This is a genomic window from Streptomyces sp. NPDC054834 (genome assembly GCF_053611185.1).
The window spans coordinates 21,342-41,043 of record NZ_JBSGZV010000041.1 but is presented as its reverse complement, the minus strand read 5'-3'; the positions used below and the strand labels follow the sequence as shown (position 1 = coordinate 41,043).

17 protein-coding genes and 2 pseudogenes are annotated in these 19,702 nt (G+C 71.7%); 5 read left to right on the top strand and 14 right to left on the bottom strand.

The window, feature by feature from the left end; genetic code table 11:
- Together ACWGJM_RS37275 and ACWGJM_RS37270 are read right to left on the bottom strand one after the other, a co-directional pair.
- On the bottom strand, nucleotides 1-1,268 hold a 1,268-nt coding region (locus tag ACWGJM_RS37275), incomplete at its 3' end, for an ATP-binding protein (protein ID WP_453416186.1).
- 36 nt (nucleotides 1,269-1,304) lie between these two features.
- Complete coding sequence (locus ACWGJM_RS37270) at nucleotides 1,305-1,982, bottom strand: response regulator transcription factor (protein WP_235457590.1); 678 nt, start codon at nucleotides 1,980-1,982, stop codon at nucleotides 1,305-1,307.
- A gap of 495 nt (nucleotides 1,983-2,477) precedes the next feature.
- Here ACWGJM_RS37270 and ACWGJM_RS37265 point away from each other — a divergent pair, with 495 nt between their 5' ends.
- The gene (locus tag ACWGJM_RS37265; RefSeq protein WP_453416185.1) at nucleotides 2,478-3,974 is read left to right on the top strand and encodes an oligopeptide:H+ symporter; all 1,497 of its coding nucleotides are present in this window, start codon (nucleotides 2,478-2,480) and stop codon (nucleotides 3,972-3,974) included.
- Nucleotides 3,975-4,060: 86 nt separating this feature from the next.
- On the opposite strand, the gene ACWGJM_RS37260 is transcribed toward ACWGJM_RS37265, so the two are convergent.
- From ACWGJM_RS37260 to ACWGJM_RS37235, 6 genes are all read right to left on the bottom strand, one after another.
- Entirely contained in the window at nucleotides 4,061-5,287 is a 1,227-nt protein-coding gene (locus tag ACWGJM_RS37260) for a hypothetical protein (RefSeq protein WP_453416228.1), read from the bottom strand.
- A 71-nt stretch (nucleotides 5,288-5,358) separates the two neighbouring features.
- The gene (locus tag ACWGJM_RS37255; protein WP_453416184.1) at nucleotides 5,359-6,453 is read right to left on the bottom strand and encodes a hypothetical protein; all 1,095 of its coding nucleotides are present in this window, start codon (nucleotides 6,451-6,453) and stop codon (nucleotides 5,359-5,361) included.
- Nucleotides 6,450-7,367: a COG1470 family protein gene (locus ACWGJM_RS37250; RefSeq protein ID WP_453416183.1), complete on the bottom strand. Its 918-nt coding sequence runs from the start codon at nucleotides 7,365-7,367 to the stop codon at nucleotides 6,450-6,452. The genes ACWGJM_RS37255 and ACWGJM_RS37250 overlap by 4 nt, the downstream gene beginning before the upstream one ends.
- A gap of 28 nt (nucleotides 7,368-7,395) precedes the next feature.
- A complete protein-coding gene (locus ACWGJM_RS37245; RefSeq protein ID WP_453416182.1) occupies nucleotides 7,396-8,121 on the bottom strand; it encodes an LPXTG cell wall anchor domain-containing protein in 726 nt (241 codons plus the stop codon).
- A gap of 221 nt (nucleotides 8,122-8,342) precedes the next feature.
- A complete protein-coding gene (locus ACWGJM_RS37240) occupies nucleotides 8,343-8,900 on the bottom strand; it encodes an ATP-binding protein (protein WP_453416181.1) in 558 nt (185 codons plus the stop codon).
- Between the two features lie 371 nt (nucleotides 8,901-9,271).
- Entirely contained in the window at nucleotides 9,272-9,649 is a 378-nt protein-coding gene (locus tag ACWGJM_RS37235; protein WP_453416180.1) for an STAS domain-containing protein, read from the bottom strand.
- 281 nt (nucleotides 9,650-9,930) lie between these two features.
- On the opposite strand from ACWGJM_RS37235, the gene ACWGJM_RS37230 reads away from it, so the two are divergent.
- Together ACWGJM_RS37230 and ACWGJM_RS37225 are read left to right on the top strand one after the other, a co-directional pair.
- Nucleotides 9,931-10,833 (top strand): RNA polymerase sigma factor SigF, encoded by a 903-nt coding sequence (locus tag ACWGJM_RS37230; protein WP_453416179.1) that lies wholly within the window; start codon nucleotides 9,931-9,933, stop codon nucleotides 10,831-10,833.
- A 170-nt stretch (nucleotides 10,834-11,003) separates the two neighbouring features.
- On the top strand, nucleotides 11,004-12,539 hold the full coding sequence (locus ACWGJM_RS37225; protein WP_453416178.1) for a ricin-type beta-trefoil lectin domain protein: 1,536 nt from the start codon (nucleotides 11,004-11,006) through the stop codon (nucleotides 12,537-12,539).
- A 4-nt stretch (nucleotides 12,540-12,543) separates the two neighbouring features.
- Here the strand turns inward: ACWGJM_RS37225 and ACWGJM_RS37220 are convergent.
- Nucleotides 12,544-12,972: pseudogene (locus tag ACWGJM_RS37220) on the bottom strand (hypothetical protein); the annotation flags it as partial.
- Between ACWGJM_RS37220 and ACWGJM_RS37215 the strand changes: the two are divergent.
- Nucleotides 12,968-13,351 (top strand): annotated as a pseudogene (locus ACWGJM_RS37215) (Scr1 family TA system antitoxin-like transcriptional regulator); the annotation flags it as partial. The pseudogenes ACWGJM_RS37220 and ACWGJM_RS37215 sit on opposite strands and share 5 nt — an antisense overlap.
- 8 nt (nucleotides 13,352-13,359) lie before the next feature.
- Nucleotides 13,360-13,557, top strand: coding sequence for a DUF397 domain-containing protein (locus tag ACWGJM_RS37210; protein ID WP_453416177.1), 198 nt, complete (start codon nucleotides 13,360-13,362; stop codon nucleotides 13,555-13,557).
- Between the two features lie 14 nt (nucleotides 13,558-13,571).
- Here ACWGJM_RS37210 and ACWGJM_RS37205 read toward each other — a convergent pair whose 3' ends face one another.
- The 5 genes from ACWGJM_RS37205 to hutU form a co-directional block, all read right to left on the bottom strand.
- Nucleotides 13,572-13,784, bottom strand: a complete 213-nt coding sequence (locus ACWGJM_RS37205; RefSeq protein ID WP_453416176.1) for a DUF4287 domain-containing protein — start codon at nucleotides 13,782-13,784, stop codon at nucleotides 13,572-13,574.
- Between the two features lie 251 nt (nucleotides 13,785-14,035).
- On the bottom strand, nucleotides 14,036-15,208 hold the full coding sequence (hutI, locus tag ACWGJM_RS37200) for an imidazolonepropionase (RefSeq protein WP_453416175.1): 1,173 nt from the start codon (nucleotides 15,206-15,208) through the stop codon (nucleotides 14,036-14,038).
- A gap of 41 nt (nucleotides 15,209-15,249) precedes the next feature.
- The gene (locus ACWGJM_RS37195; protein ID WP_453416174.1) at nucleotides 15,250-16,614 is read right to left on the bottom strand and encodes a formimidoylglutamate deiminase; all 1,365 of its coding nucleotides are present in this window, start codon (nucleotides 16,612-16,614) and stop codon (nucleotides 15,250-15,252) included.
- Nucleotides 16,611-17,813: an allantoate amidohydrolase gene (locus ACWGJM_RS37190; protein ID WP_453416173.1), complete on the bottom strand. Its 1,203-nt coding sequence runs from the start codon at nucleotides 17,811-17,813 to the stop codon at nucleotides 16,611-16,613. Before ACWGJM_RS37190 ends, ACWGJM_RS37195 begins: the two co-directional genes overlap by 4 nt.
- A 224-nt stretch (nucleotides 17,814-18,037) precedes the next feature.
- Nucleotides 18,038-19,702 (bottom strand): urocanate hydratase, encoded by a 1,665-nt coding sequence (hutU, locus tag ACWGJM_RS37185; protein WP_453416172.1) that lies wholly within the window; start codon nucleotides 19,700-19,702, stop codon nucleotides 18,038-18,040.

Below are 19,702 nucleotides of genomic sequence, written 5' to 3'. Positions count from 1 at the left end.
CGGACCGTCGGGTTGTCCTCGGCCGGTTTCCGGGACGGGGGGGTCCGGGACAGGAACAGGCCGAAGACCGGTGGGTGCGCCTGCAACAACTCGAGGCGGCCGCCGTCGGCCTCCGCCAGGTCACGGGCCACGGCCAGGCCGATCCCCGTCGAGTTCCGCCCGCTGATCGTGCGCTCGAAGATGCGGGCGCCCAGGTCGGCCGGGACGCCGGGGCCCTCGTCGGTGACCTCCACGACGGCCTGGTTGCCGGTGACGCGGGTGCGCAGGGCGACCGTGCCGCCGCCGTGCATCAGGGAGTTCTCGATCAGCGCCGCCAGCATCTGGGCCACCGCCCCCGGGGTGCCGACCGCCTGGAGGTGCCGCTTGCCCGAGCTGACGATCGCCCGGCCCACACTGCGGTAGGCGGGGCGCCACTCGGCGAGCTGCTGCTGGATGACCTCGTCGAGGTCGAACGTGACGGCGGAGCCGGTGCGCGGGTCGCGGGAGTTCGTCAGCAGCCGCTGCACCACGTCCGTCAGGCGTTCCACCTGGGTCAGCGCGACGTTCGCCTCTTCCTTCACCGTGTCCGGGTCGTCGGTGAGGGTGATCTCCTCCAGCCGCATCGACAGCGCGGTCAGCGGTGTGCGCAGCTGGTGGGAGGCGTCGGCGGCGAGCCGGCGCTCGGCGGTGAGCATCCGGGCGATGCGCTCGGCGGAGGAGTCCAGCACATCGGCGACCCGGTCCAGCTCGGGGACCCCGTACCGCTTGTGCCGGGGGCGCGGGTCGCCGGAGCCGAGGCGTTCGGCGGTCTCCGCCAGGTCGGTCAGCGGGGACGCGAGCCGGTTGGCCTGACGCACGGCGAGCAGTACGGCGGCGACCACCGCGAGCAGCGCCACCAGCCCGATGATCAGCAGCGTGCGGCCGACCTCCCGGGTCACTGTCGAGCGGGGCTCCTGGACGGTGACCGTCTCGCCCTCCTCACCGTCCTCGGTCGAGTGGATCACGTCGCCCTGCGGCTTGGTACCGACCTCGATCGGCGGATGGCCGGGCATGCGGATGACCGCGTACTGGTCCTGGGTGACCTGCTTGCGCAGGAGCGCGGCGGTGACGTCCTGCGCGCCTAGGATCCGGCTGTCCACGATGCTGGCCAGCCGGACCGCCTCCGAGTCCACCCGTTCCTGGGCGCTGTTGCTGATCGTCCGGGTCTCGACGATGACGAGCGACACACCGAAGACGGCGATCACGACCAGAACGACGGCAAGGGTGGACTGAATGAGACGACGACGCACAGGGCCCTCCGGGCGGTGGCTCTACAACAGCCCCGCTCAGCTCTTCTCGAACCGGAAGCCGACGCCCCGAACGGTAGCGATGTACCGGGGATTCGCGGCGTCATCGCCGAGTTTCTTCCGCAGCCACGAGATGTGCATGTCCAGCGTCTTGGTCGACGACCACCACGTCGTGTCCCACACCTCGCGCATCAGCTGGTCCCGCGTGACAACCCGGCCCGCGTCCCGCACGAGCACCCGCAGCAGGTCGAACTCCTTCGCGGTGAGCTGGAGCTCCTCCTCGCCCATCCACGCCCGGTGCGACTCGACGTCGATGCGCACCCCGTGCGTCGCGGGCGGCTGCTGCGGCTCGGCGGCGCCGCGCCGGAGCAGGGCCCGGACCCGGGCGAGCAGTTCGGCGAGCCGGAAGGGCTTGGTGACGTAGTCGTCGGCGCCCGCGTCCAGGCCGACGACGGTGTCCACCTCGTCGGCACGCGCGGTCAGGATGAGGATCGGCACGGTGTGCCCCTCGGCACGCAGCCGGCGGGCGACCTCGAGGCCGTCCATGCCGGGCAGGCCCAGGTCCAGCACGACCAGGTCCACGCCGCCCTGCATTCCGGCGTCGAGCGCGGTGGGTCCGTCCTCGCGCACCTCGACCTCGTAACCTTCCCGGCGCAGGGCGCGGGCCAGCGGCTCCGAGATGGACGCGTCGTCCTCGGCGAGCAGTACACGGGTCATGAGCTGATGGTAGTCCGGTTGCGCGTTGCGCTGGGGTGTGATCGCAAGCAGGGATTCTTACCTTGGGGCACAGTGGTACGAACCTATGGCCGAAAGGTGCGATCGTAGGAGGGACCTTCGAAATCGCTGCCGTGGTTCCGCCGACACCTGTGATCCGTGTCTCAAGTCCTTCCATACCAGGCGGTGTCGTGACGTACAGTGACTTGGAACGCCTGTAGCACACAGGGGACCTTCGCGAGCACTTGACGCTGAAGGTCTCTTTTGCGTGCGGGCCGGCCCCTACGCCGGCCTTGAAAGGAACCACCTCTGGCCGGGCTCCGGACGCATCGTCGCGTCGGGGGCGTGGATCCCGGTGGTCGCCGTCCACCGCTCCGTGATCCGGGGCGGACTCCCCTCGGGCGTGGGGGCGGACGACCGACCCCGCCGGTGCCGGCCGACTCCCCCACCGGGCGCGCGACGCTCCTGCGAGCGCGTCCCGACCAGCAAGGAACGACCATGGCGTCCAGCCTGACGAAGGACTCGGTCCGCCCGGGCACCCCCGGTTCCGAGAAGACCTTCTTCGGCCACCCCCGCGGACTGGCCACCCTCTTCATGACCGAGATGTGGGAGCGTTTCTCCTACTACGGCATGAAGGCCCTGCTCCCGCTGTACCTGGTGGCACCGGGCGGCCTGCACATGAACGCGGCCACCGCGACCGCGATCTACTCGGTGTACCTGTCCCTGGTGTACCTGCTCGCTCTGCCGGGCGGCTGGTTCGCCGACCGTGTCCTCGGTCCCCGCAAGACGGTCGCCGTGGCCGGTGCGGTCATCATGCTGGGCCACCTCACGCTGGCCCTGCCGAGCTCCGGCACCTTCTTCGCCGGTCTGGGCCTGGTCGCCATCGGCTCCGGTCTGCTGAAGGCCAACATCTCCACGATGGTCGGGCACCTGTACGACGGCCCGGACGACCCGCGCCGCGACGGTGGCTTCACGCTCTTCTACATCGGCATCAACCTGGGCGCCTTCGCCGCGCCGCTGGTCATCGGCACCGTCGGTGAGAACTACAACTGGCACCTGGGCTTCGCGCTGGCCGCGCTCGGCATGGCGCTCGGCCTCGCCCAGTTCCTGCTGGGCACCCGCCACCTGAGCTCGCGCTCGGACATCGTCCCGACCCCGCTGTCGGCCCAGGAGAAGAAGGCCACCCTGACCAAGTCCGCCGTATGGGCGGGCGTCGCGGTCGTGTTCTACGCGATCGTCGGCTTCTCCGGCGTCTACACGCTGAACTGGCTGCTGGTCCCGATCACGATCGCCGGTCTGGTCATCCCCGTGCTGGTCATCGCCCGCATCAAGCGGGACAAGGAGCTCGACCGCCCCGAGCAGTCGAAGATGACCGCGTACATCTGGTTCTTCGTCGCCGCCGCCGTCTTCTGGATGATCTACGACCAGGGTGGCTCGACGGTGTCCCTGTTCGCCGAGGCCTCCGCGAAGAACACCGTTTTCGGCTGGGAGTTCCCGGTCTCCTGGTACCAGTCGGTCAACCCGGTCATGATCATGGCGTTCGCGCCGCTGTTCGCCTGGGCCTGGCTGGCGCTCGCCCGCCGCGGCAAGGAGCCGAGCACCGCGGTGAAGTTCGCGATGGGCCTGGTCCTGATCGGCGCGTCCTTCTTCCTGTTCCTCGCCCCGCTGGGGATCGCCGACGGCGGTCACAAGGCGGCCGCGATGTGGCTGGTCGGCGTCTACTTCGTGCAGACCGTCGGCGAGCTGCTGCTCTCCCCGGTCGGCCTGTCGGTCACCACGAAGATGGCGCCCGCGAAGTACGCCTCCCAGATGATGGGCGTCTGGTTCCTGGCCGTCACCGCCGGTGACGCCACGACCGGTCTGCTCTCCATCGCCGGCGTCGACCTCAACAAGACGGGCATCGTGACCCTGGAGGCCGTCCTCGCCGTGCTCGCCGGTGCGGCGGTGTGGATGTACCGCAAGAAGGTCAAGGAGCTCATGGGCGACGTGCACTGACGCACGCCCGAGGCTCTTCTGCGGGAGGGCCACCGCGTCCCGGCCGGGATGCGGTGGCCCTCGCGTCGTTTCAGCGGGTCATCGGGTCAGCGGGTCCGCCGTCCCGGCATGAACGTGAACACCGCCGCGCCCAGCAGGATCGCCGTGCCCGCGACCAGGCCGAGGGCCTTGAGGGCGCCGTGGTCGCTCGCCCCCGTCTCGGCCAGGCCGCCGCTGCCACTGCTGCCGCCGGAGGTGGAGCTGCTGCCTCCGGAGGTCGAGGAGCCACCCGACGCGCCGTTGGCCTGCTCGCTGGTGTCGAGGGTGAGGGAGACCTCGGTCTTGGTCGGCGTGCAGGTCGTCGTCGTACCGAGCGCCTTGACCGTCAGTACGCCCGGGGACAGGGTCGACTTCCCGCTCGCGCCCGGCTTGTAGGTGCCGGTGAGGTCCGGGATCGCGATCGGGTCGCCGGTCTTGATGTCGGCCGAGTTCGTCGGGCCCTCGACGTGCACCGTGCCCTTGTCCGCGCCGCCCAGCACCACCTCCATCGAGGGCTTCACGGAGCCCTTGGGGATGGGGGCCGGGCTGTCCATCACCGACTTCTTGAACTGCACGGTGAGATCGAAGTTCCCGCCGTCCTTCTTGGCGTTGATCTGCACCGGGGAGGTCGCGTTCTTGTTGCCGATGGGCGTCTTGCAGGCGTAGGGGATCTGCACCTCCTTGCCGGTGAAGTCGGTCTGGCCGGTGCCGTCGCTGGCGCTCGCGGTGGCGGTGGGGGTGGGGGTCGAGGACTTGGTGGGGGTGGCCGTGCCCGTCGGCGTGCCGGTGCCGGTGCCCGTGCCCGCCGTCACCTGAATGGTCGCCGAGGGCTGCACCGTCTCGGTCGGCGTGCACTTGGTGTCCGTCGACATGGCGTTCACCGTGTACGCGTCGGGTGTCAGCTTCACCTCACCGGCCGTGGTCAGCTTCAGCGTGCCCTTCATGTCGGACAGCACCATGTCGCCGCCCTTGGGGATCGCCGGGTTCTCGCGCGGCCCCTGCATCGCGATGTCCGCGGTCTGCGCCCCGGACGCCTTGAGGGTGCCGGACGGCTGGACCGAGTTCGCCGGCAGGTCGATGATGTTCGGGTTCTTCGACGCGGCCTGGGTGAACTTCCACACCACGTCCACCGTGTCACCCACCTTCGCCGTGGCCGGCGCGGTGATCTCGACCTTCGTGGTGCCGTCGACGGGGTCGATGCCCGCGGGCGGTACGCAGTGGGTGGCGTACGAGACCTCGGCGGCCTCGGCGGACCCGGCGCTCACGCCGAGCAGCACGCCCGCCGAACAGAGCACCAGCGCGGCGGCCGCCGCGCCCGCTCGCCGCACGCCGGGCCCGCCGGTCGCCGTCACTCTCCTTCGCTTGCTCACGTGGTTCCCTTCCATGTGGGAGTCGTAGGACTCGTGGGAGTCGTAGGACTCGTGGGGCTGTCGTCGTGCGGTGCGGAGAGCCGGCCGGCCTCGCCCGGATGGGAGTCCGGGGTGAACCACGGCAGGGTCGAGGTGGGAGCGGGCTGCTCCTGAACGGGTCGGGACCTCGGCAGCCGCAGGGCCGGTGCGGCCCGGCGGGCCCTGCGCCGCCGTCCGCCACCCGCCCGGCGCGGCCGGACCCGGTCCACCACCGCCATTCCGGCGCGGAACAGCGCGGCCGGCACGACCACGCAGAGCAGCAGCCAGAACAGCGTCACGCCCCAGGGGCGGCCCACGCCCCAGGGCTGCTCGGCGAGCACCTTGCCGCCGTACTTCAGGGAGACGGTGTAGTCGCCGTGCGCCCCGGCGGCGAGCTCGACCGTCAGCTTGATCTGCGCCTTCTTCCCGGGTGCGAGGGTGCCGCGCCACTGCTGCTCGTCCCACTGGGGGGCGAACACGCCGTGCGCGGTGCCGACCTGGAAGACGGGGTCCTTGATGTCGGAGGTGCCGACGTTGCCGACGGTGAAGACCAGGGTGCGGGACGGTGGCGCCCCGAACCAGGTCAGCAGCCCACCGGACCCCGCCAGCCGGGTGTCGCTGAGGACGGACAGCATGCCCCCGGAGGGCTCGGCGGGCAGCGGCTGAACCGGGTGCCCGGCGACCTTGAGCGTCGCGTCGGCGTCCGCCTTCGCCCCGGTGACGGTGGCCACGTGCACCACGCACGGGCAGGGCACCGGCGGCTCGGCGACCGGCAGCTTCTTGCTGAAGCCGCCCTTCGCGTCCGTGGTGACGGCCCGGCCGTCCGCGTTGGCGCAGGAGTTGGTGCCGCCGATCACGCCCCGCGACGGGGTTGCCTGCCCGCAGATCAGCACCATCAGCAGCGCGTGCGGGCGCCAGCCGCTGCCGCTGACGGTGAGCGAACCACCGGTGCCCGCCTGGGACTTGGACAGTGCGACGCTCGGCCCGGACGCCGCCGACGCGTTGCCCGCCAGGGGCAGCAGGAGCAGCGCGAGGACCGCCACCAGCGCCGGGATCCGCCCCTTGCCGCTCACCGCACCGCTCCCGTCGACCGAGCCTGTCCGACCGGGGGTTCGATCGGGAGTCCGACCGAGGGTTCGGCCAGGGATTCGGCCAGGGGCTCGGCCAGGGGCTCGGCCTCTGGTGTACGACGCCCGCGCCGCCGTACGACGACGGCGACCGCCCCGGCGGCCACCGCCCCCGCCGTCCCCGCCAACGCGCCCCACGGCACGAACCTCGCCGACGTGCCCGCCGTGGCGTGCGCCCCGCCCGACGCCGTCACCGTCAGCCGTACCTCGACCGCGTCCAGCGCGGGCCGCCCGGGCCACGGCTCGTCCAGCCGCAGCCGCTCGCCCGGTGACAGCCGGACGGGCAGGGAGCGCGGGGCGCGGTCCAGTACGCGGCGGCCGAAGAGGCCGTCGGCGCGCACCGCGAGCATCGGCACGAGGGCCGTGGTACCGCGGTTGACCAGCTCGTACGAGATGCGGTCACCGCGGACCGCGACGTGCTCGACCGTCAGCGCGGACAGCGCCGGTCCGACGGTCCGCAGACGCACGTCCACGGCCGCCGTACGGCCGTCGCCGTCCCGCGCGACGATCGTGCCGGCGCGCTCGCCGGGTGCGGTGCCGGCCGGGACGGTCACCGTGAAGGGCACGTCGGCGCGGGTGCGGGCGGGTACGCGGACACGGGTCCGGGCGAAAGCGACCTGGACGCCGGTGCCGGTGCCGGTCAGCCGTACCGCGAGCGGCTTGTGGCCGCGGTTGGTCACGGACACCGTGTCCCGCAGGACGGCGCCGGGTGCGCCCTCGGCGTAGACGGACGGGCGGTCGCCGCCCAGGGGTGCGAGGGTCCAGCCGTCGGCGGCCGAGGCGGGCGTGGCGACGGCGAGCAGGCTCAGGAGGGACACCGCCGGCAGGGCCGGGCGGCGGACGCGGGTGGCGGACGGCATGGGCGGCTCCAGCGCTCGTACCCGGTGTTCAGCGGCGTGCGGCCTGGTTCCGGCGGGTGAGCCACAACGCGCCGGCCGCGCCGGTGAGGAGGACGGTGCCGCCGAGCGTGCCCAGGGCTATCGCGGAGTCCTCGGGCCCGGTCCGGGGGAGTTGGCCGCCGGAGTCGGTACCGCTGCCACTGCCACTGCCACTGCTGCTGCCGCTACCGCTGCCACTGCCGCTCTGCGACGACGAGGAGCCGCCGCTCGCGGCCGTGACATCCAGAGTCAGGGACGGCTTGGGGCTGTTGGTCGGCGTGCAGGTGGTCGTCGTACCGAGCGCCTTGATGGTGAGCACGCCCGCCGTGAAGGTGACCTTGCCGGTCTTCTTCGGGGTGTAGGTGCCGCTCAAGTCGTTGATTTTGATCGGCGTGTTGGCGGGGATCGCCGCCTGGTTGGCCGAGCCCGTCACGGTGACGGTGCCGCTGTCGGCGCCGCCCAGTTTGACGGTGGCGCTCGGGTTCATCGCGCCTTTGCCGAGCTCGACCGGGCTGGAGGAGACGCCCTTCTGCCAGCTCATGGTGAGCTTGTAGCCGCTGCCGCTCTTGACGCCCTTGATGTCGATGGGCGAGACGGCGCTCTTGTCACCGATCGGCGTCTTGCACTGGTAGTTGACGTCCACGACCTCGGCGTGAGCCACGGGGGCGGCCAGCAGCAGGGCGGAGCCGGCCAGGGCCGCGGCCGACGCGAGCGCGGCGGTTCGTTTCGAGTACACGGCCCCACCTCGTTTCCTGACGGCACATCAGATCGGGCCGTCAAGGTACGCCCGGGGTCGTGAGGAAGGAAGACACGGCGCACACCGGAGTTGTGGCGATCCCGCGTGCGCATGGCGGGGGTCGGGTGGAAGGGTCGAATGGAGGGGGTGACCCTGGGTAACCGATGGTGGGGCGGGGCGGGCGGAGCGAGCCGACGGCTGACGGCGGCCCGCGTCGAGAGCTACGCCGGGGCGCCCAGTTCCGCCCAGACCGTCTTGCCCGACGCGCCCTGGGCGCGGACGACGCCCCAGTCCAGGCAGAGCCGCTGGACGATGAACATGCCGTGGCCGCCGGGACGCCCGGCGCGGTGCGGGGTGCGGGGTGCGGGCTGGCCGCTGCCACGGTCGGTGACCTCCACGCGGATCACCTTGTTGTCGCAGGTGAGGACCAGCTCATCGGGACCCTCCGCGTGCAGGCAGGCGTTCGTGACCAGCTCGGAGACGACCAGCAGCACATCCTCGGCGGCGGCCCGCTGGTCGGCGGACGCGGCTGGCAGCCAGCCCCACGCGTACAGCGCCTGGCGGGTGAAGTCGCGGGCGAGCGGGACGACACCGCTCTCGCCGTCGAGGCGCAGCCGCCGTTCCTGGCGGGGCCGGCGGCCCCCCTCCGACGGCCCGCACGGCACGGCCGCTGCCCCCGCGGACGCGCCGGCCTCCGGCGCACCCCCCTCGGACGCCCCGGAAGCGCCGCTGGGCTCCGGGCCGCGGTCGCCCGGCGAGTAAGGCCGGGTGGTGCTCATCAGCGCTTCACCTCACCGATTCACCATTCACGATTCATAAGTCGTTCAGTCTCGATCTTGCTGCCGATCTCGATCCCTGCCAATCGGTCACCCTCACCAACGGGTCACCCATCGAGGCCGACCGATACCGACCGAACCGATCAGTACCGGAAGACACCGACAGGTTCCGGTCGGTTCCGTTCGGCTCCTGTCCGCTCGGCCCGCCCGGCGGCCCACCGTGTCCGCCGGTGCCCTTGGGTACGTACGTCGCACCCGGGCCGTTCGCCGGTTCCACGGTGTTCCCGCACCCCGGGGCCGACAGGTTCAGGATGTCTCCTGCCCGGGCGAACCGGGGCGACACCCCCCTGTTCGGCGGTGCGGACGGCGGCGGCTCAGCCGGACTCGTCCGCCAGCGCCCCCTCGACGGAGTCATGGACGGTGAAGACCGCCTCCGCCCCCGTGATTTCGAACACGCGTGCAACAACCGGCAGCATGCCGGCCAGGTGCACGCCACCACCGGCGGCCTCCGCCCGCAACCGTGCGCCGAGCAGCACGTTCAGACCCGTCGAGTCGCAGAACTCCAGCCGCGAGCAGTCCACGACGAGTCGCGAGAATCCCTTGTCAAGGAGGTCGTCGAGGGGTTCGCGCAATAGGTCGGCGGTGTGGTGATCGAGCTCACCCGCCGGTGTCACTACAGCGCTGGGACCCTCTTCCCGCACCTCCACCAGAAGCCGGCCCGACTGTGCGCTGCCGACCGTCCCGCGGTCCATGCCGTCTCTACTCCCGAGGTCGTGGCTGCTGCCTGTTGCCCTGCTGACGCCCGGCCGAAGCCAGGTTGATGCACTCGAACACTACGCCTTCCATACGCACTCCGACACCCGAACAACCCCACACAAACGGACATATCGCACCAGAACGCACTTGCGGCAGCCCTACCGAAACGGGTAGGGCTAGTAAGACACGTAACCGACACGGCCGGCTTTGGAGGCGCCGCACACCGCAGTGCACGCACGGCTTCGGCAGCCTATGCCGAGAACGATGGAGGACACCCATGTCACCCCGGCTCGACGCATCGCATACCCGGACGGCGACGTCGACACCCCCACCGGAAAAACTGGATCCCATCGATCCCGTGGATCCCATCGATCCCATCGAGGGACTCCCGGAGATCCCCCCGTACGACGAGATCGCCCCTCTCGACGCACGCGCCCTCTCCAAGACGCTCTTCGAGCGACTGGAGTCGCTGGAGGAAGGGACGTACGAGTACTCGTACGTCCGCAACACCCTCGTCGAACTCAACCTCGCCCTGGTCAAGTTCGCCGCCTCGCGCTTCCGCTCCCGCAGCGAGCCGCTGGAGGACATCATCCAGGTCGGCACCATCGGCCTGATCAAGGCGATCGACCGCTTCGAGCTCTCCCGTGGCGTGGAGTTCCCCACGTTCGCGATGCCAACCATCATCGGCGAGATCAAGCGCTTCTTCCGTGACACCTCGTGGTCCGTGCGCGTTCCGCGCCGGCTTCAGGAGCTCCGGCTCGACCTGGCCAAGGCCGGTGACGAGCTGGCGCAGAAGCTCGACCGCGCGCCGACGCCGGTCGAACTCGCCGAACGGCTGGGCATCTCCACCGACGAGGTCGTCGAGGGCATGGCCGCCTCGAACGCGTACACCGCCTCCTCGCTGGACGCGCAGCCCGAGGAGGACGATTCCGAGGGCGCCCTCGCGGACCGCATCGGCTACGAGGACCACGGACTCGAAGGCATCGAGTACGTCGAGTCGTTGAAGCCGCTCATCGCCGAACTCCCGGCCCGGGACCGGAAGATCCTCTCCCTCCGGTTCGTGGCCAACATGACCCAGTCGGAGATCGGCGACGAACTCGGCATCTCGCAGATGCACGTGTCGCGGCTGCTGTCGCGCACGCTGGTGAAGCTGCGCAAGGGGCTGACCGTGGACGAGTGAGGTCCGCGAGGTTTCTCCGACGCCCCCGGAGAAACCTCGCCGCACTCTTCCTGACCTACCTCTTTCCCCAAGCGCTCTCCTCAGCCACTCTGGTCACTCCAAACTGGCCGGTACGTCAGCACTGTCAGGGCAGTCGCGGACGGCCGCACGGAGTGCGAGGAGGCGCGGGGATGGGTGAGGGCGCGGACCCAGCCGGGGAGGCGGGCCCCTGTTCCGAGGTGCCGGACGCACGGCTCACCGAACTGCTGCGTGCCGACACCGCCACCGCCTACGCGGCGCTGCACGAGCTGCGCCGCCGTCACCGCCCGTCGGTCCTCGGCTACGCCCGGCTCTGTGCCGCGAGCGAGTCGGCCGCCGGGCAGCTGACCGCGCAGACCTTCACGACGGTGGCCCGGGAGACGGCACGTGGAGTCGAACCCCTCGTCCCTCTCCGCCATCACCTCCTCCTGCTGACCGCCCGCCTGGCCGCCGCCTGGGCCCGGGACGACCGGTCCACGGGCCTGGACCCCGCCCTGCTCCTGGTCCTGAACACCACGGGAGCCCCCGAGGGACCCCTGCCGCCCCTCCTCCCGGCCTTCCACACCCTGCCCGCCCGCACCCAGGGCCTGCTCTGGTACGCCGTCGTGGACCGCGAACCCCCCGACCGCACGGCCGCGCTCCTCGGCCTCACCCCGCAGGACGTGACGTACGACACCCCACAGGCGCTCCAGTCCATGGCCCGGGCCTGCCTCCGCTCCCGGCTGGCCGCCTCCGACGACCCGCGCTGCGGCGACTTCCGCCGCCTGATCGAGGAGTCGACCCGGCCGGACACCCCCCGCCGCAGCGCCGACCTGCACACCCACATGGCCCAGTGCCCGCACTGCACGGCCGCCCATGAGGACCTGACCGCCCTGCGCGACACCCCTCGCACGGCCCTGGCGGAGGGCCTGCTGCCGTGGGCCGGTACGGCGTACCCGACGCGACGGGACGGGGAGCGGCCCGGTACCGCCCCTGCTCCGGTAACCCGGCGCCCCTCCCCCCGCCGCTACCTGCTCGCCTCCGCCGCCCTGGGCATCGCCCTGGTCCCGCTCGTGCTCCTCCTGCTGCCCTCGGACGGCGACCCGCACGACGAACCGGCAGGCGCGGCGGCCACCCCCACGCCCGCGCCACAGGTCACGGTGACGGCGACGGTCCCGGCGCCCCCACCCTCATCCCCGTCCCCGTCCCCGTCCGCGACGACGAGACCCCCGTCGCCCACGAGGAGCCCCACCCCAAGCCCGACCAAGCGCTCCCCCAGCCCGACCCCCACCCCCACGGCCCACGCCCCGAACGGCACCTACGCCCAGATCGTGAACACCGCCTCGGGCCGCTGCCTGGAGGTCGCCGGTGACTTCGACAACGGCACGGACGTCGTCACCGTCCCCTGCACCTCATCGCCGAGCCAGCGTTGGCGGGTAGACACCGCCCGCGGCGTCGTACAGTCGTCCGCCGACCCCGACTTCTGCCTCGACAGCCGCGGCTCGGTCGACAAGGGCGTCGGCGTCTGGGACTGCGACTCGGTCGACGGCGACCACGGCGACAACCTGCGCTTCACGGTGGACGCCGACGGGGCGATCCGCCCGGCGATAGCGATCGAGACGGCGCTTACCGAGGGCAGCGGCGGGGAGTTGTCGCTGGAGCCGCTGACGGGGGGTTCGGGTCAGCGGTGGCGGGCGGGGGCGAGGTGACGCGTCAGGATTCGTCTATGAAGAGGTCCGCCGCGGCCGAGGCATGGACGGCCCGCTGGGCCCACAACTCAAGACGGTCCAGATCGGTGCAGGAGGTGACCCTCTCCCGGATTGACTCGGGCACGTCGATGCCGCGCCACTGAAGGATCCGGAGAACCATCGACGCGCGCTCCTGCTCGACGCCCAGTTCGATGCCCTCGTCTCGGCCCTCTTGGCGTACCTGCTCGGCCAGCGGGTGGCGCCAGAAGTACTGCATCGCCGTCATCAGGTCCCTCCACATCTGCTGCGCCTGGGGGTCGGCCAGGCATGAGTCGACGAACTGCACGAAGGCCGCGGCACTGTCCGCGTCAATGTTCCGCAGGGCGGCTGCCAGGGATTCCAGTATGGCTCCGGCATGTGGCCCCCGCCCGTGTGTCATCGCCGATAGCCGCGCAGTCATCGAGGGCGACAACCCGACTCCGTACGAGACGATCGTCCACGAGTTCGCCCTGCGGGTCCGAGTGGCCGACCGTCAGACCTCCCTCGCTCAACTCCGGCGGATCCTGAACGAGATCGAGCAGGGTCACGCCACCGTACGCGTCATCCCCACCGACCAGGACGGATTCGCCGGTGCCGCGGCCTCGATGATGTACCTGGGCGGGCCAGTGCCCCAGCTGGACACCGGGCTTCGCGACGGTCCCACTGGCGTCATGTTCATTGACGCGGATGCTCAGCTGAAACAGCTTCGAACGCTCTTCCGTAGGGTGGAGGAAGCGTCGCTGGACCCCACGGCGTCACGGGACTTCATCCACCGCTTGACGAAGGAGCTGTGAGACAGGCCATGAACCACGCCCTGCACTGGCAGAAGTCCACGTTCTCCGGCGGCGGCGAAGGAGACACCTGCGTAGAACTGGCCGCCGCCCCCACCACCCTCCACCTCCGCGAAAGCGACGACCCCGCCACCCAACTCACCACCGGCAGCGCCCCGCTGGCCCACCTCATAAGCAGCCTGAAGTCGGGCCGGTTCGCAACGAGCTGAGGTGAGCCCCGCCGCTACTTGCCGCCGGCCTCCGCGAGGGTGTGTGCGACGAGGGCGTTGGCGTGGCCGTGGCCCAGACCGTGGTCGGCCTTGAGCCAGTTCACCAGCTCCATGTGCTTGGTCAGCGGCGAGGTACGGATGAGGTCCTTCCACTCCGCGATCGGGCGACCGTACTTCTTCTCGATGGAAGGGAAGTAGCTGGCAGGGCCCTTGACGGCGTCAGTCATGTCGGCGGTGTCCCGTCTGTCCGAGGCAGTGTTGTCGCTCGTATGACCGGCGGGCGCGACTCACCTCATCGGCCGCTTACGGTGTCCTGCGTCACACCCCTCCGCCGGACCTCGCGCACCAGCGGCACCTCGTACGCGGCCTGAAGTCGTGCCGGTCCAGCACACAGGCTGACCCATCCCCCAAGGGCTCGTCGGCCCCATCAGTCACCACACCCATGTCTGCCGATCGTGGCCCGCCTCCTCCGCGCGGGTCAGACCACCCGCACGCCCCTCCGCCACACCCCGCTCACCAGCGGAACGCCCGGCCGGTACGCCAGGTGTACATGGCTCGGCGCGTCCAGCAGGGTCAGGTCGGCGTACGCGCCGGGGCTGAGGCGGCCGATGTCGGAGCGGCGGAGGGCCGCCGCCCCGCCCGCCGTCGCCGACCACACCGCCTCGTCCGGGGTCATCCCCATGTCCCGGACCGCCAGGGCGATGCAGAAGGGGACGGAGGAGGTGAAGGACGAGCCGGGGTTGCAGTCGGTCGACAGGGCCACCGTCACGCCCGCGTCCAGGAGGCGGCGGGCGTTCGGCCATTCCGCCCGGGTGGAGAACTCGGCGCCGGGCAACAGCGTCGCCACCGTACGGCCGTTCACCAGGGCGTCGACGTCCGCGTCCGTGAGGTGAGTGCAGTGGTCGGCGCTGGCCGCGTCCAGCTCGACCGCCAGTTGGACGCCGGGGCCGTACGAGAGCTGGTTGGCGTGGATGCGGGGGTGGAGGCCCTTGGCCTTGCCGGCCGTGAGGATCGCGCGGGCCTGGTCGCCGTCGAAGGCGCCCTTCTCGCAGAAGACGTCGATCCAGCGGGCGTGCGGGGCGCAGGCGTCGAGCATCTCGCCCGTGACTAGGGCCACGTAGGCGGCCGGGTCGTCGGCGTAGTCGGGGGAGACGATGTGGGCACCGAGGTAGGTGACCTCGTCGGTGTGCGCGGACGCGATGCGCAGGGCGCGGGACTCGTCCTCGACCGTCAGGCCGTAGCCCGACTTGGTCTCGAACGTGGTCGTGCCCTGGCGCAGGGCCTCGGCGAGGTAGCGGGTGAGGTTGGCCTCCAGCTCCTCGTCCGTCGCCGCCCGCGTCGCCGCGACGGTCGTGCGGATGCCGCCCGCGCGGTAGGCCCGGCCGGACATGCGGGCGTTGAACTCCGCCGTGCGGTCGCCCGCGAAGACCAGGTGGGAGTGGGAGTCGACGAAGCCCGGGAGGACCGCCCGGCCGCCGGCGTCGACCCGATTGTCAGTGGCGGGTGCTTTCCTGGATTCACCGGTCCACGCGACGCGGTCGCCGTCGATGACGACGGCCGCGTCCTGGATCAGACCGAGGGGAGAACTGTCACCGAGGGAGGGGTCGTTGGTGACCAGCGTGGCGATGTTGGTGATGGCGGTGCTGCTCATGGCGTCCTCGTGGGTGGTGGGGGGTCGGCGTCTGCTCGGTCTCAGCCGCGCAGGGCTTCGATCGCGTCCGCCAGCGCCGACGGCACGTCCGGTACGAGTGCGTGGACGCCGTCCCGTACGACATGCCGCCCCGCGACGATCGTGTGCCGTACGTCCGCTGCCGTCGCGGCGAATACGGCCGTCTCGGCGCCCAGCCTGGGCAGCGGCCCCGCTGTCCTGACCGAGTCGAGGGCGATCGTGGTGAGGTCGGCGAGCGCCCCGGCCTCGATGGTGCCCGCGTCGTCCCAGCCCAGCGCCGCGTGACCGTCCGCCGAAGCCGCGCGCAACAGGGCCGCGGCCGTCCAGTGGCCCCGCACGCGGGTGCGCAGCCGCTCGTTCAGCTCCATCGCGCGCGCCTCCTCGAGCAGGTCGATGACGGCGTGGCTGTCGGAGCCGAGGGAGAGCGGGGAGCCGGCGCGCTGGAGGGCCATGGCGGGGCCGATGCCGTCCGCGAGGTCGCGTTCCGTCGTCGGGCACATGCAGGTTCCGGTGCCCGAGCCGCCGATCAGGGCGATGTCCTCGTCGGTGAGGTGGGTGTTGTGCACACCGGTGGTGCGCGGGCCGAGGACGCCGTGGTCGGCGAGCAGCCGGGTGGGCGTGCACCCGTGCGCGGCCAGGCAGGCGTCGTTCTCGGCGGGCTGCTCCGACAGGTGCACGTGGAGCGGGGCCCGCCGCTCCTCCGCCCACCGCGCCACCGTCGCCAACTGGCCTGCGGGCACGGCCCGTACGGAGTGAATCGCCGCCCCGATCCGCGCGTGATCCCGCTCCTTGAGAACTGAACAGCGTTCGGCCCAGGCCTCGGCGGTCCCGTCGGAGAAGCGGAGCTGGTGGGTGTTGGGGGGCTCGCCACCGTGCTTGCCCGAGATGGCGGAGGAGAGGTAGGCGGTGTCGAGGAGGGTGATGCGGATACCGGCTTCGGCGGCGGCCGCGATCAGGGCTTCGCCCATGGCGTTGGGCTCGGCGTAACGGGTGCCGCCGGGGGCGTGGTGCACGTAGTGGAACTCGCCGACCGCCGTGACACCCGCCAGCGCCATCTCGGCGTACACGGCGCGGGCCAGGGCGTGGTACGTCTCCGGCGTCAGCCGGTCCGCGAAGGAGTACATCACCTCGCGCCAGGTCCAGAAGGTGCCCGAGCCGACCTGGACGGTGCCGCGCAGGGCGCGGTGGAAGGCGTGGCTGTGGGCGTTGGCCAGGCCCGGCAGGGTCAGGCCCCGGAGGGTCTCGGCGCCCGGCGGCGGGGCGGGGGTGTCCGTGCGGACGGCCGTGATCCGGCCGTCGGCCACCTCCAGCAGCACCCCCGGCTCGACATAGGTGTCGAGCCAGGCGTGCTCCAGCCAGTACGTCCGCGTCGGCTCAGTCGTCGTCACCTGCGGGCCAGCCCTTCCAGTACGTCGGCGAGCGCGGTCACCCCGGCCACACAGTCGTCCTCGGCGGCGAACTCGGCCGGGGAGTGCGAGACGCCGGTGGGGTTGCGTACGAACAGCATGGCGGTCGGGATGCTCCCTGAGAGGATTCCGGCGTCGTGTCCGGCGCCGGTGCCCAGCACGGGCACCCTCAGGTCGGTGTCCCGGCCCAGGATGCGGGCGAGTTCGTCCCGCAGGGCGTGGTCGAACTCGACGACCGGCGTGAAGGACTCACGGACGACGTCGAGGTCGACGCCGTGCGCGACGGCGTAGTCGCGCGCGGCCTTCTCCACGCCGGTGACCACCGTGTCGAGGGTCTCCTGGTCGGCGGCGCGGGAGTCGAGCCAGCCGCGCACCAGGGAGGGGATGGCGTTGACCCCGTTCGGCTCCACCGTGATCTTGCCGAAGGTGGCGACGGCACCGGCGAGTTCGGCCTCCCGGCGGGCGGCGAGCACGGTCTCGGCGTACGACAGCATCGGGTCGCGGCGGTCCACCAGCCGGGTGGTGCCGGCGTGGTTGGCCTCGCCCCGGAAGTCGAAGCGCCAGCGGCCGTGCGGCCAGATGGCGCTGGCGATGCCGACCCGGTCGCCGGACAGGTCCAGCGCGCGGCCCTGTTCGACGTGCAGTTCGACGAAGGCGCCGATCCGGGCGAGCCGCTCCGGGTCCGGTCCGATGGTGTCGGGGTCGTACCCGGCGGTCTCCATGGCCCGCGGCAGCGTGATGCCGTCGCCGTCGGTCAGCCGGTGCGCCTGTTCGACGGTGAGCTGCCCGGAGGTGAGCCGCGACCCGACACAGGCGAGCCCGAACCGGGCGCCCTCCTCGTCGCCGAAGTTGACGATGGCCAGGGGCTTCCCGAGCCGCGCTCCCCTCCCGCGCAGCTCGTCGAGGGCGGCGAAGGAGGACACGACCCCGAGGGGCCCGTCGAAGGCCCCTCCGTCGGGCACGGAGTCCAGATGCGACCCGGTGACCACGGCGTCCCCGGCCTCCGGGTCCCCCAGCCACGCCCACTGGTTGCCGTTCCGGTCGACCTCGTACGCCAGCCCGCGCGCCTCGGCCTGCTCCTTGAACCAGGCCCGGCAGTCGGCGTCGGCTCCGGTCCAGGCGTAGCGCCGGTAGCCGCCGGAGTCGGTGTGCCGGCCGATGGGCAACAGCTCGCGCCACATCTCGTGGAAAGAGCTGCCGGCACCGACAGGCGGTACAGGCTGTGGGGCACCGCCGTCCGAACCCTCAGGCGGTACAGGCTGTGGGCAGTCGTCCCGCAGGGCGATGGGGGTCCCCCCGGTCGAGCGCAGCCGAGACTGGGGGAGGGTGGGCACAGCCTGACCCGCGGGCGGCGACGAGACCTCAGCCCCCGCCGGAGAGTCGCCGTGCCTGCTTTCGCTCCGCGTCACGCCTCGTCACCCTCGCGCATAGGCACCCGCACGCCCCGCTCCTCCGCCACCGACTCCGCGATGTCGTACCCCGCGTCCACGTGCCGGATCACGCCCATACCGGGGTCGTTGGTGAGAACACGCCGGATCTTCTCGCCACCGAGCTTCGTACCGTCGGCGACGGTCACCTGCCCGGCGTGGATGGAGCGCCCCATGCCGACCCCGCCACCGTGGTGGATGGACACCCAGGACGCCCCGGAGGCCACGTTGACCATGGCGTTCAGCAGCGGCCAGTCGGCGATCGCGTCGGAGCCGTCGAGCATGGCCTCGGTCTCGCGGTAGGGGGAGGCGACGGAACCGCAGTCGAGGTGGTCGCGGCCGATGGCCAGCGGGGCCGCCAGCTCACCGGAGGCCACCATGTCGTTGAAGCGCTCGCCGGCCTTGTCGCGCTCGCCGTAGCCGAGCCAGCAGATGCGGGCGGGCAGGCCCTGGAAGTGGACGCGTTCGCGGGCCATCTTGATCCAGCGGGCCAGGGACTCGTTCTCGGGGAAGAGGTCGAGGATCGCCTTGTCGGTCTTGGCGATGTCGGAGGGGTCGCCGGACAGGGCGGCCCAGCGGAAGGGGCCCTTGCCCTCGCAGAAGAGGGGGCGGATGTAGGCGGGGACGAAGCCCGGGAAGGCGAAGGCGCGGTCGTATCCGGCGAGTTGGGCCTCGCCACGGATGGAGTTGCCGTAGTCGAAGACCTCGGCGCCGGCGTCCTGGAAGCCGACCATTGCCTCGACGTGCTTGGCCATCGACTCGCGCGCGCGGGTGGTGAAGCCGGCCGGGTCCTTGGCGGCGGCGTCGGCCATGTCCTCGAAGGCGACGCCGAGCGGCAGGTAGGACAGCGGGTCGTGGGCCGAGGTCTGGTCGGTGACGATGTCGATCGGGGCGTTCATCGCCAGCAGCTGCGGGACCAGCTCCGCCGCGTTGCCGAGCACGCCGATGGACAGCGGGCGGCGGGCGTCGCGGGCCTCGGTGGCCAGCTGGAGGGCGTGGTCGAGGGAGTCGGCCTTCACGTCGAGGTAGCGGTGCTCGATGCGGCGCTCGATGGCGCGGGGGTCGCAGTCGACGCAGATCGCCACGCCGTCGTTCATGGTCACCGCGAGGGGCTGGGCGCCGCCCATGCCGCCGAGGCCGGCGGTGAGGGTGATGGTCCCGGCGAGGGTGCCGCCGAACTTCTTGGCGGCGACGGCGGCGAAGGTCTCGTAGGTGCCCTGGAGGATGCCCTGGGTCCCGATGTAGATCCAGGAGCCGGCGGTCATCTGGCCGTACATGGTCAGGCCGAGGGCCTCCAGACGGCGGAACTCCTCCCAGTTGGCCCAGTCGCCGACCAGGTTGGAGTTGGCGATGAGGACGCGCGGGGCCCACTCGTGGGTCTGCATCACGCCGACCGGGCGGCCGGACTGGACGAGCATGGTCTCGTCCTGCTTCAGGGTGCGCAGCGTGCGGACCATGGCGTCGAAGGAGCGCCAGTCGCGGGCCGCCTTGCCGGTGCCGCCGTAGACGACGAGCCTGTCGGGGTGCTCGGCGACCTCGGGGTCGAGGTTGTTCTGGAGCATCCGCAGGGCGGCTTCCTGCTGCCAGCCCAGGGCGCTCAGTTCCGTACCGCGCGGGGCTCGTACGGGGCGGGGTCCCGACAT

Coding starts and splice junctions, on each gene's coding strand:
- ACWGJM_RS37270 (WP_235457590.1), bottom strand. CDS start 1,982: ATGACCCGTGTACTGCTCGCCGAGGACGACGCGTCCATCTCGGAGCCG.
- ACWGJM_RS37265 (WP_453416185.1), top strand. CDS start 2,478: ATGGCGTCCAGCCTGACGAAGGACTCGGTCCGCCCGGGCACCCCCGGT.
- ACWGJM_RS37250 (WP_453416183.1), bottom strand. CDS start 7,367: ATGCCGTCCGCCACCCGCGTCCGCCGCCCGGCCCTGCCGGCGGTGTCC.
- ACWGJM_RS37240 (WP_453416181.1), bottom strand. CDS start 8,900: ATGAGCACCACCCGGCCTTACTCGCCGGGCGACCGCGGCCCGGAGCCC.
- ACWGJM_RS37235 (WP_453416180.1), bottom strand. CDS start 9,649: ATGGACCGCGGGACGGTCGGCAGCGCACAGTCGGGCCGGCTTCTGGTG.
- ACWGJM_RS37230 (WP_453416179.1), top strand. CDS start 9,931: ATGTCACCCCGGCTCGACGCATCGCATACCCGGACGGCGACGTCGACA.
- ACWGJM_RS37225 (WP_453416178.1), top strand. CDS start 11,004: ATGGGTGAGGGCGCGGACCCAGCCGGGGAGGCGGGCCCCTGTTCCGAG.
- ACWGJM_RS37210 (WP_453416177.1), top strand. CDS start 13,360: ATGAACCACGCCCTGCACTGGCAGAAGTCCACGTTCTCCGGCGGCGGC.
- ACWGJM_RS37205 (WP_453416176.1), bottom strand. CDS start 13,784: ATGACTGACGCCGTCAAGGGCCCTGCCAGCTACTTCCCTTCCATCGAG.
- hutI (WP_453416175.1), bottom strand. CDS start 15,208: ATGAGCAGCACCGCCATCACCAACATCGCCACGCTGGTCACCAACGAC.
- ACWGJM_RS37190 (WP_453416173.1), bottom strand. CDS start 17,813: ATGTGGCGCGAGCTGTTGCCCATCGGCCGGCACACCGACTCCGGCGGC.
- hutU (WP_453416172.1), bottom strand. CDS start 19,702: ATGTCGGGACCCCGCCCCGTACGAGCCCCGCGCGGTACGGAACTGAGC.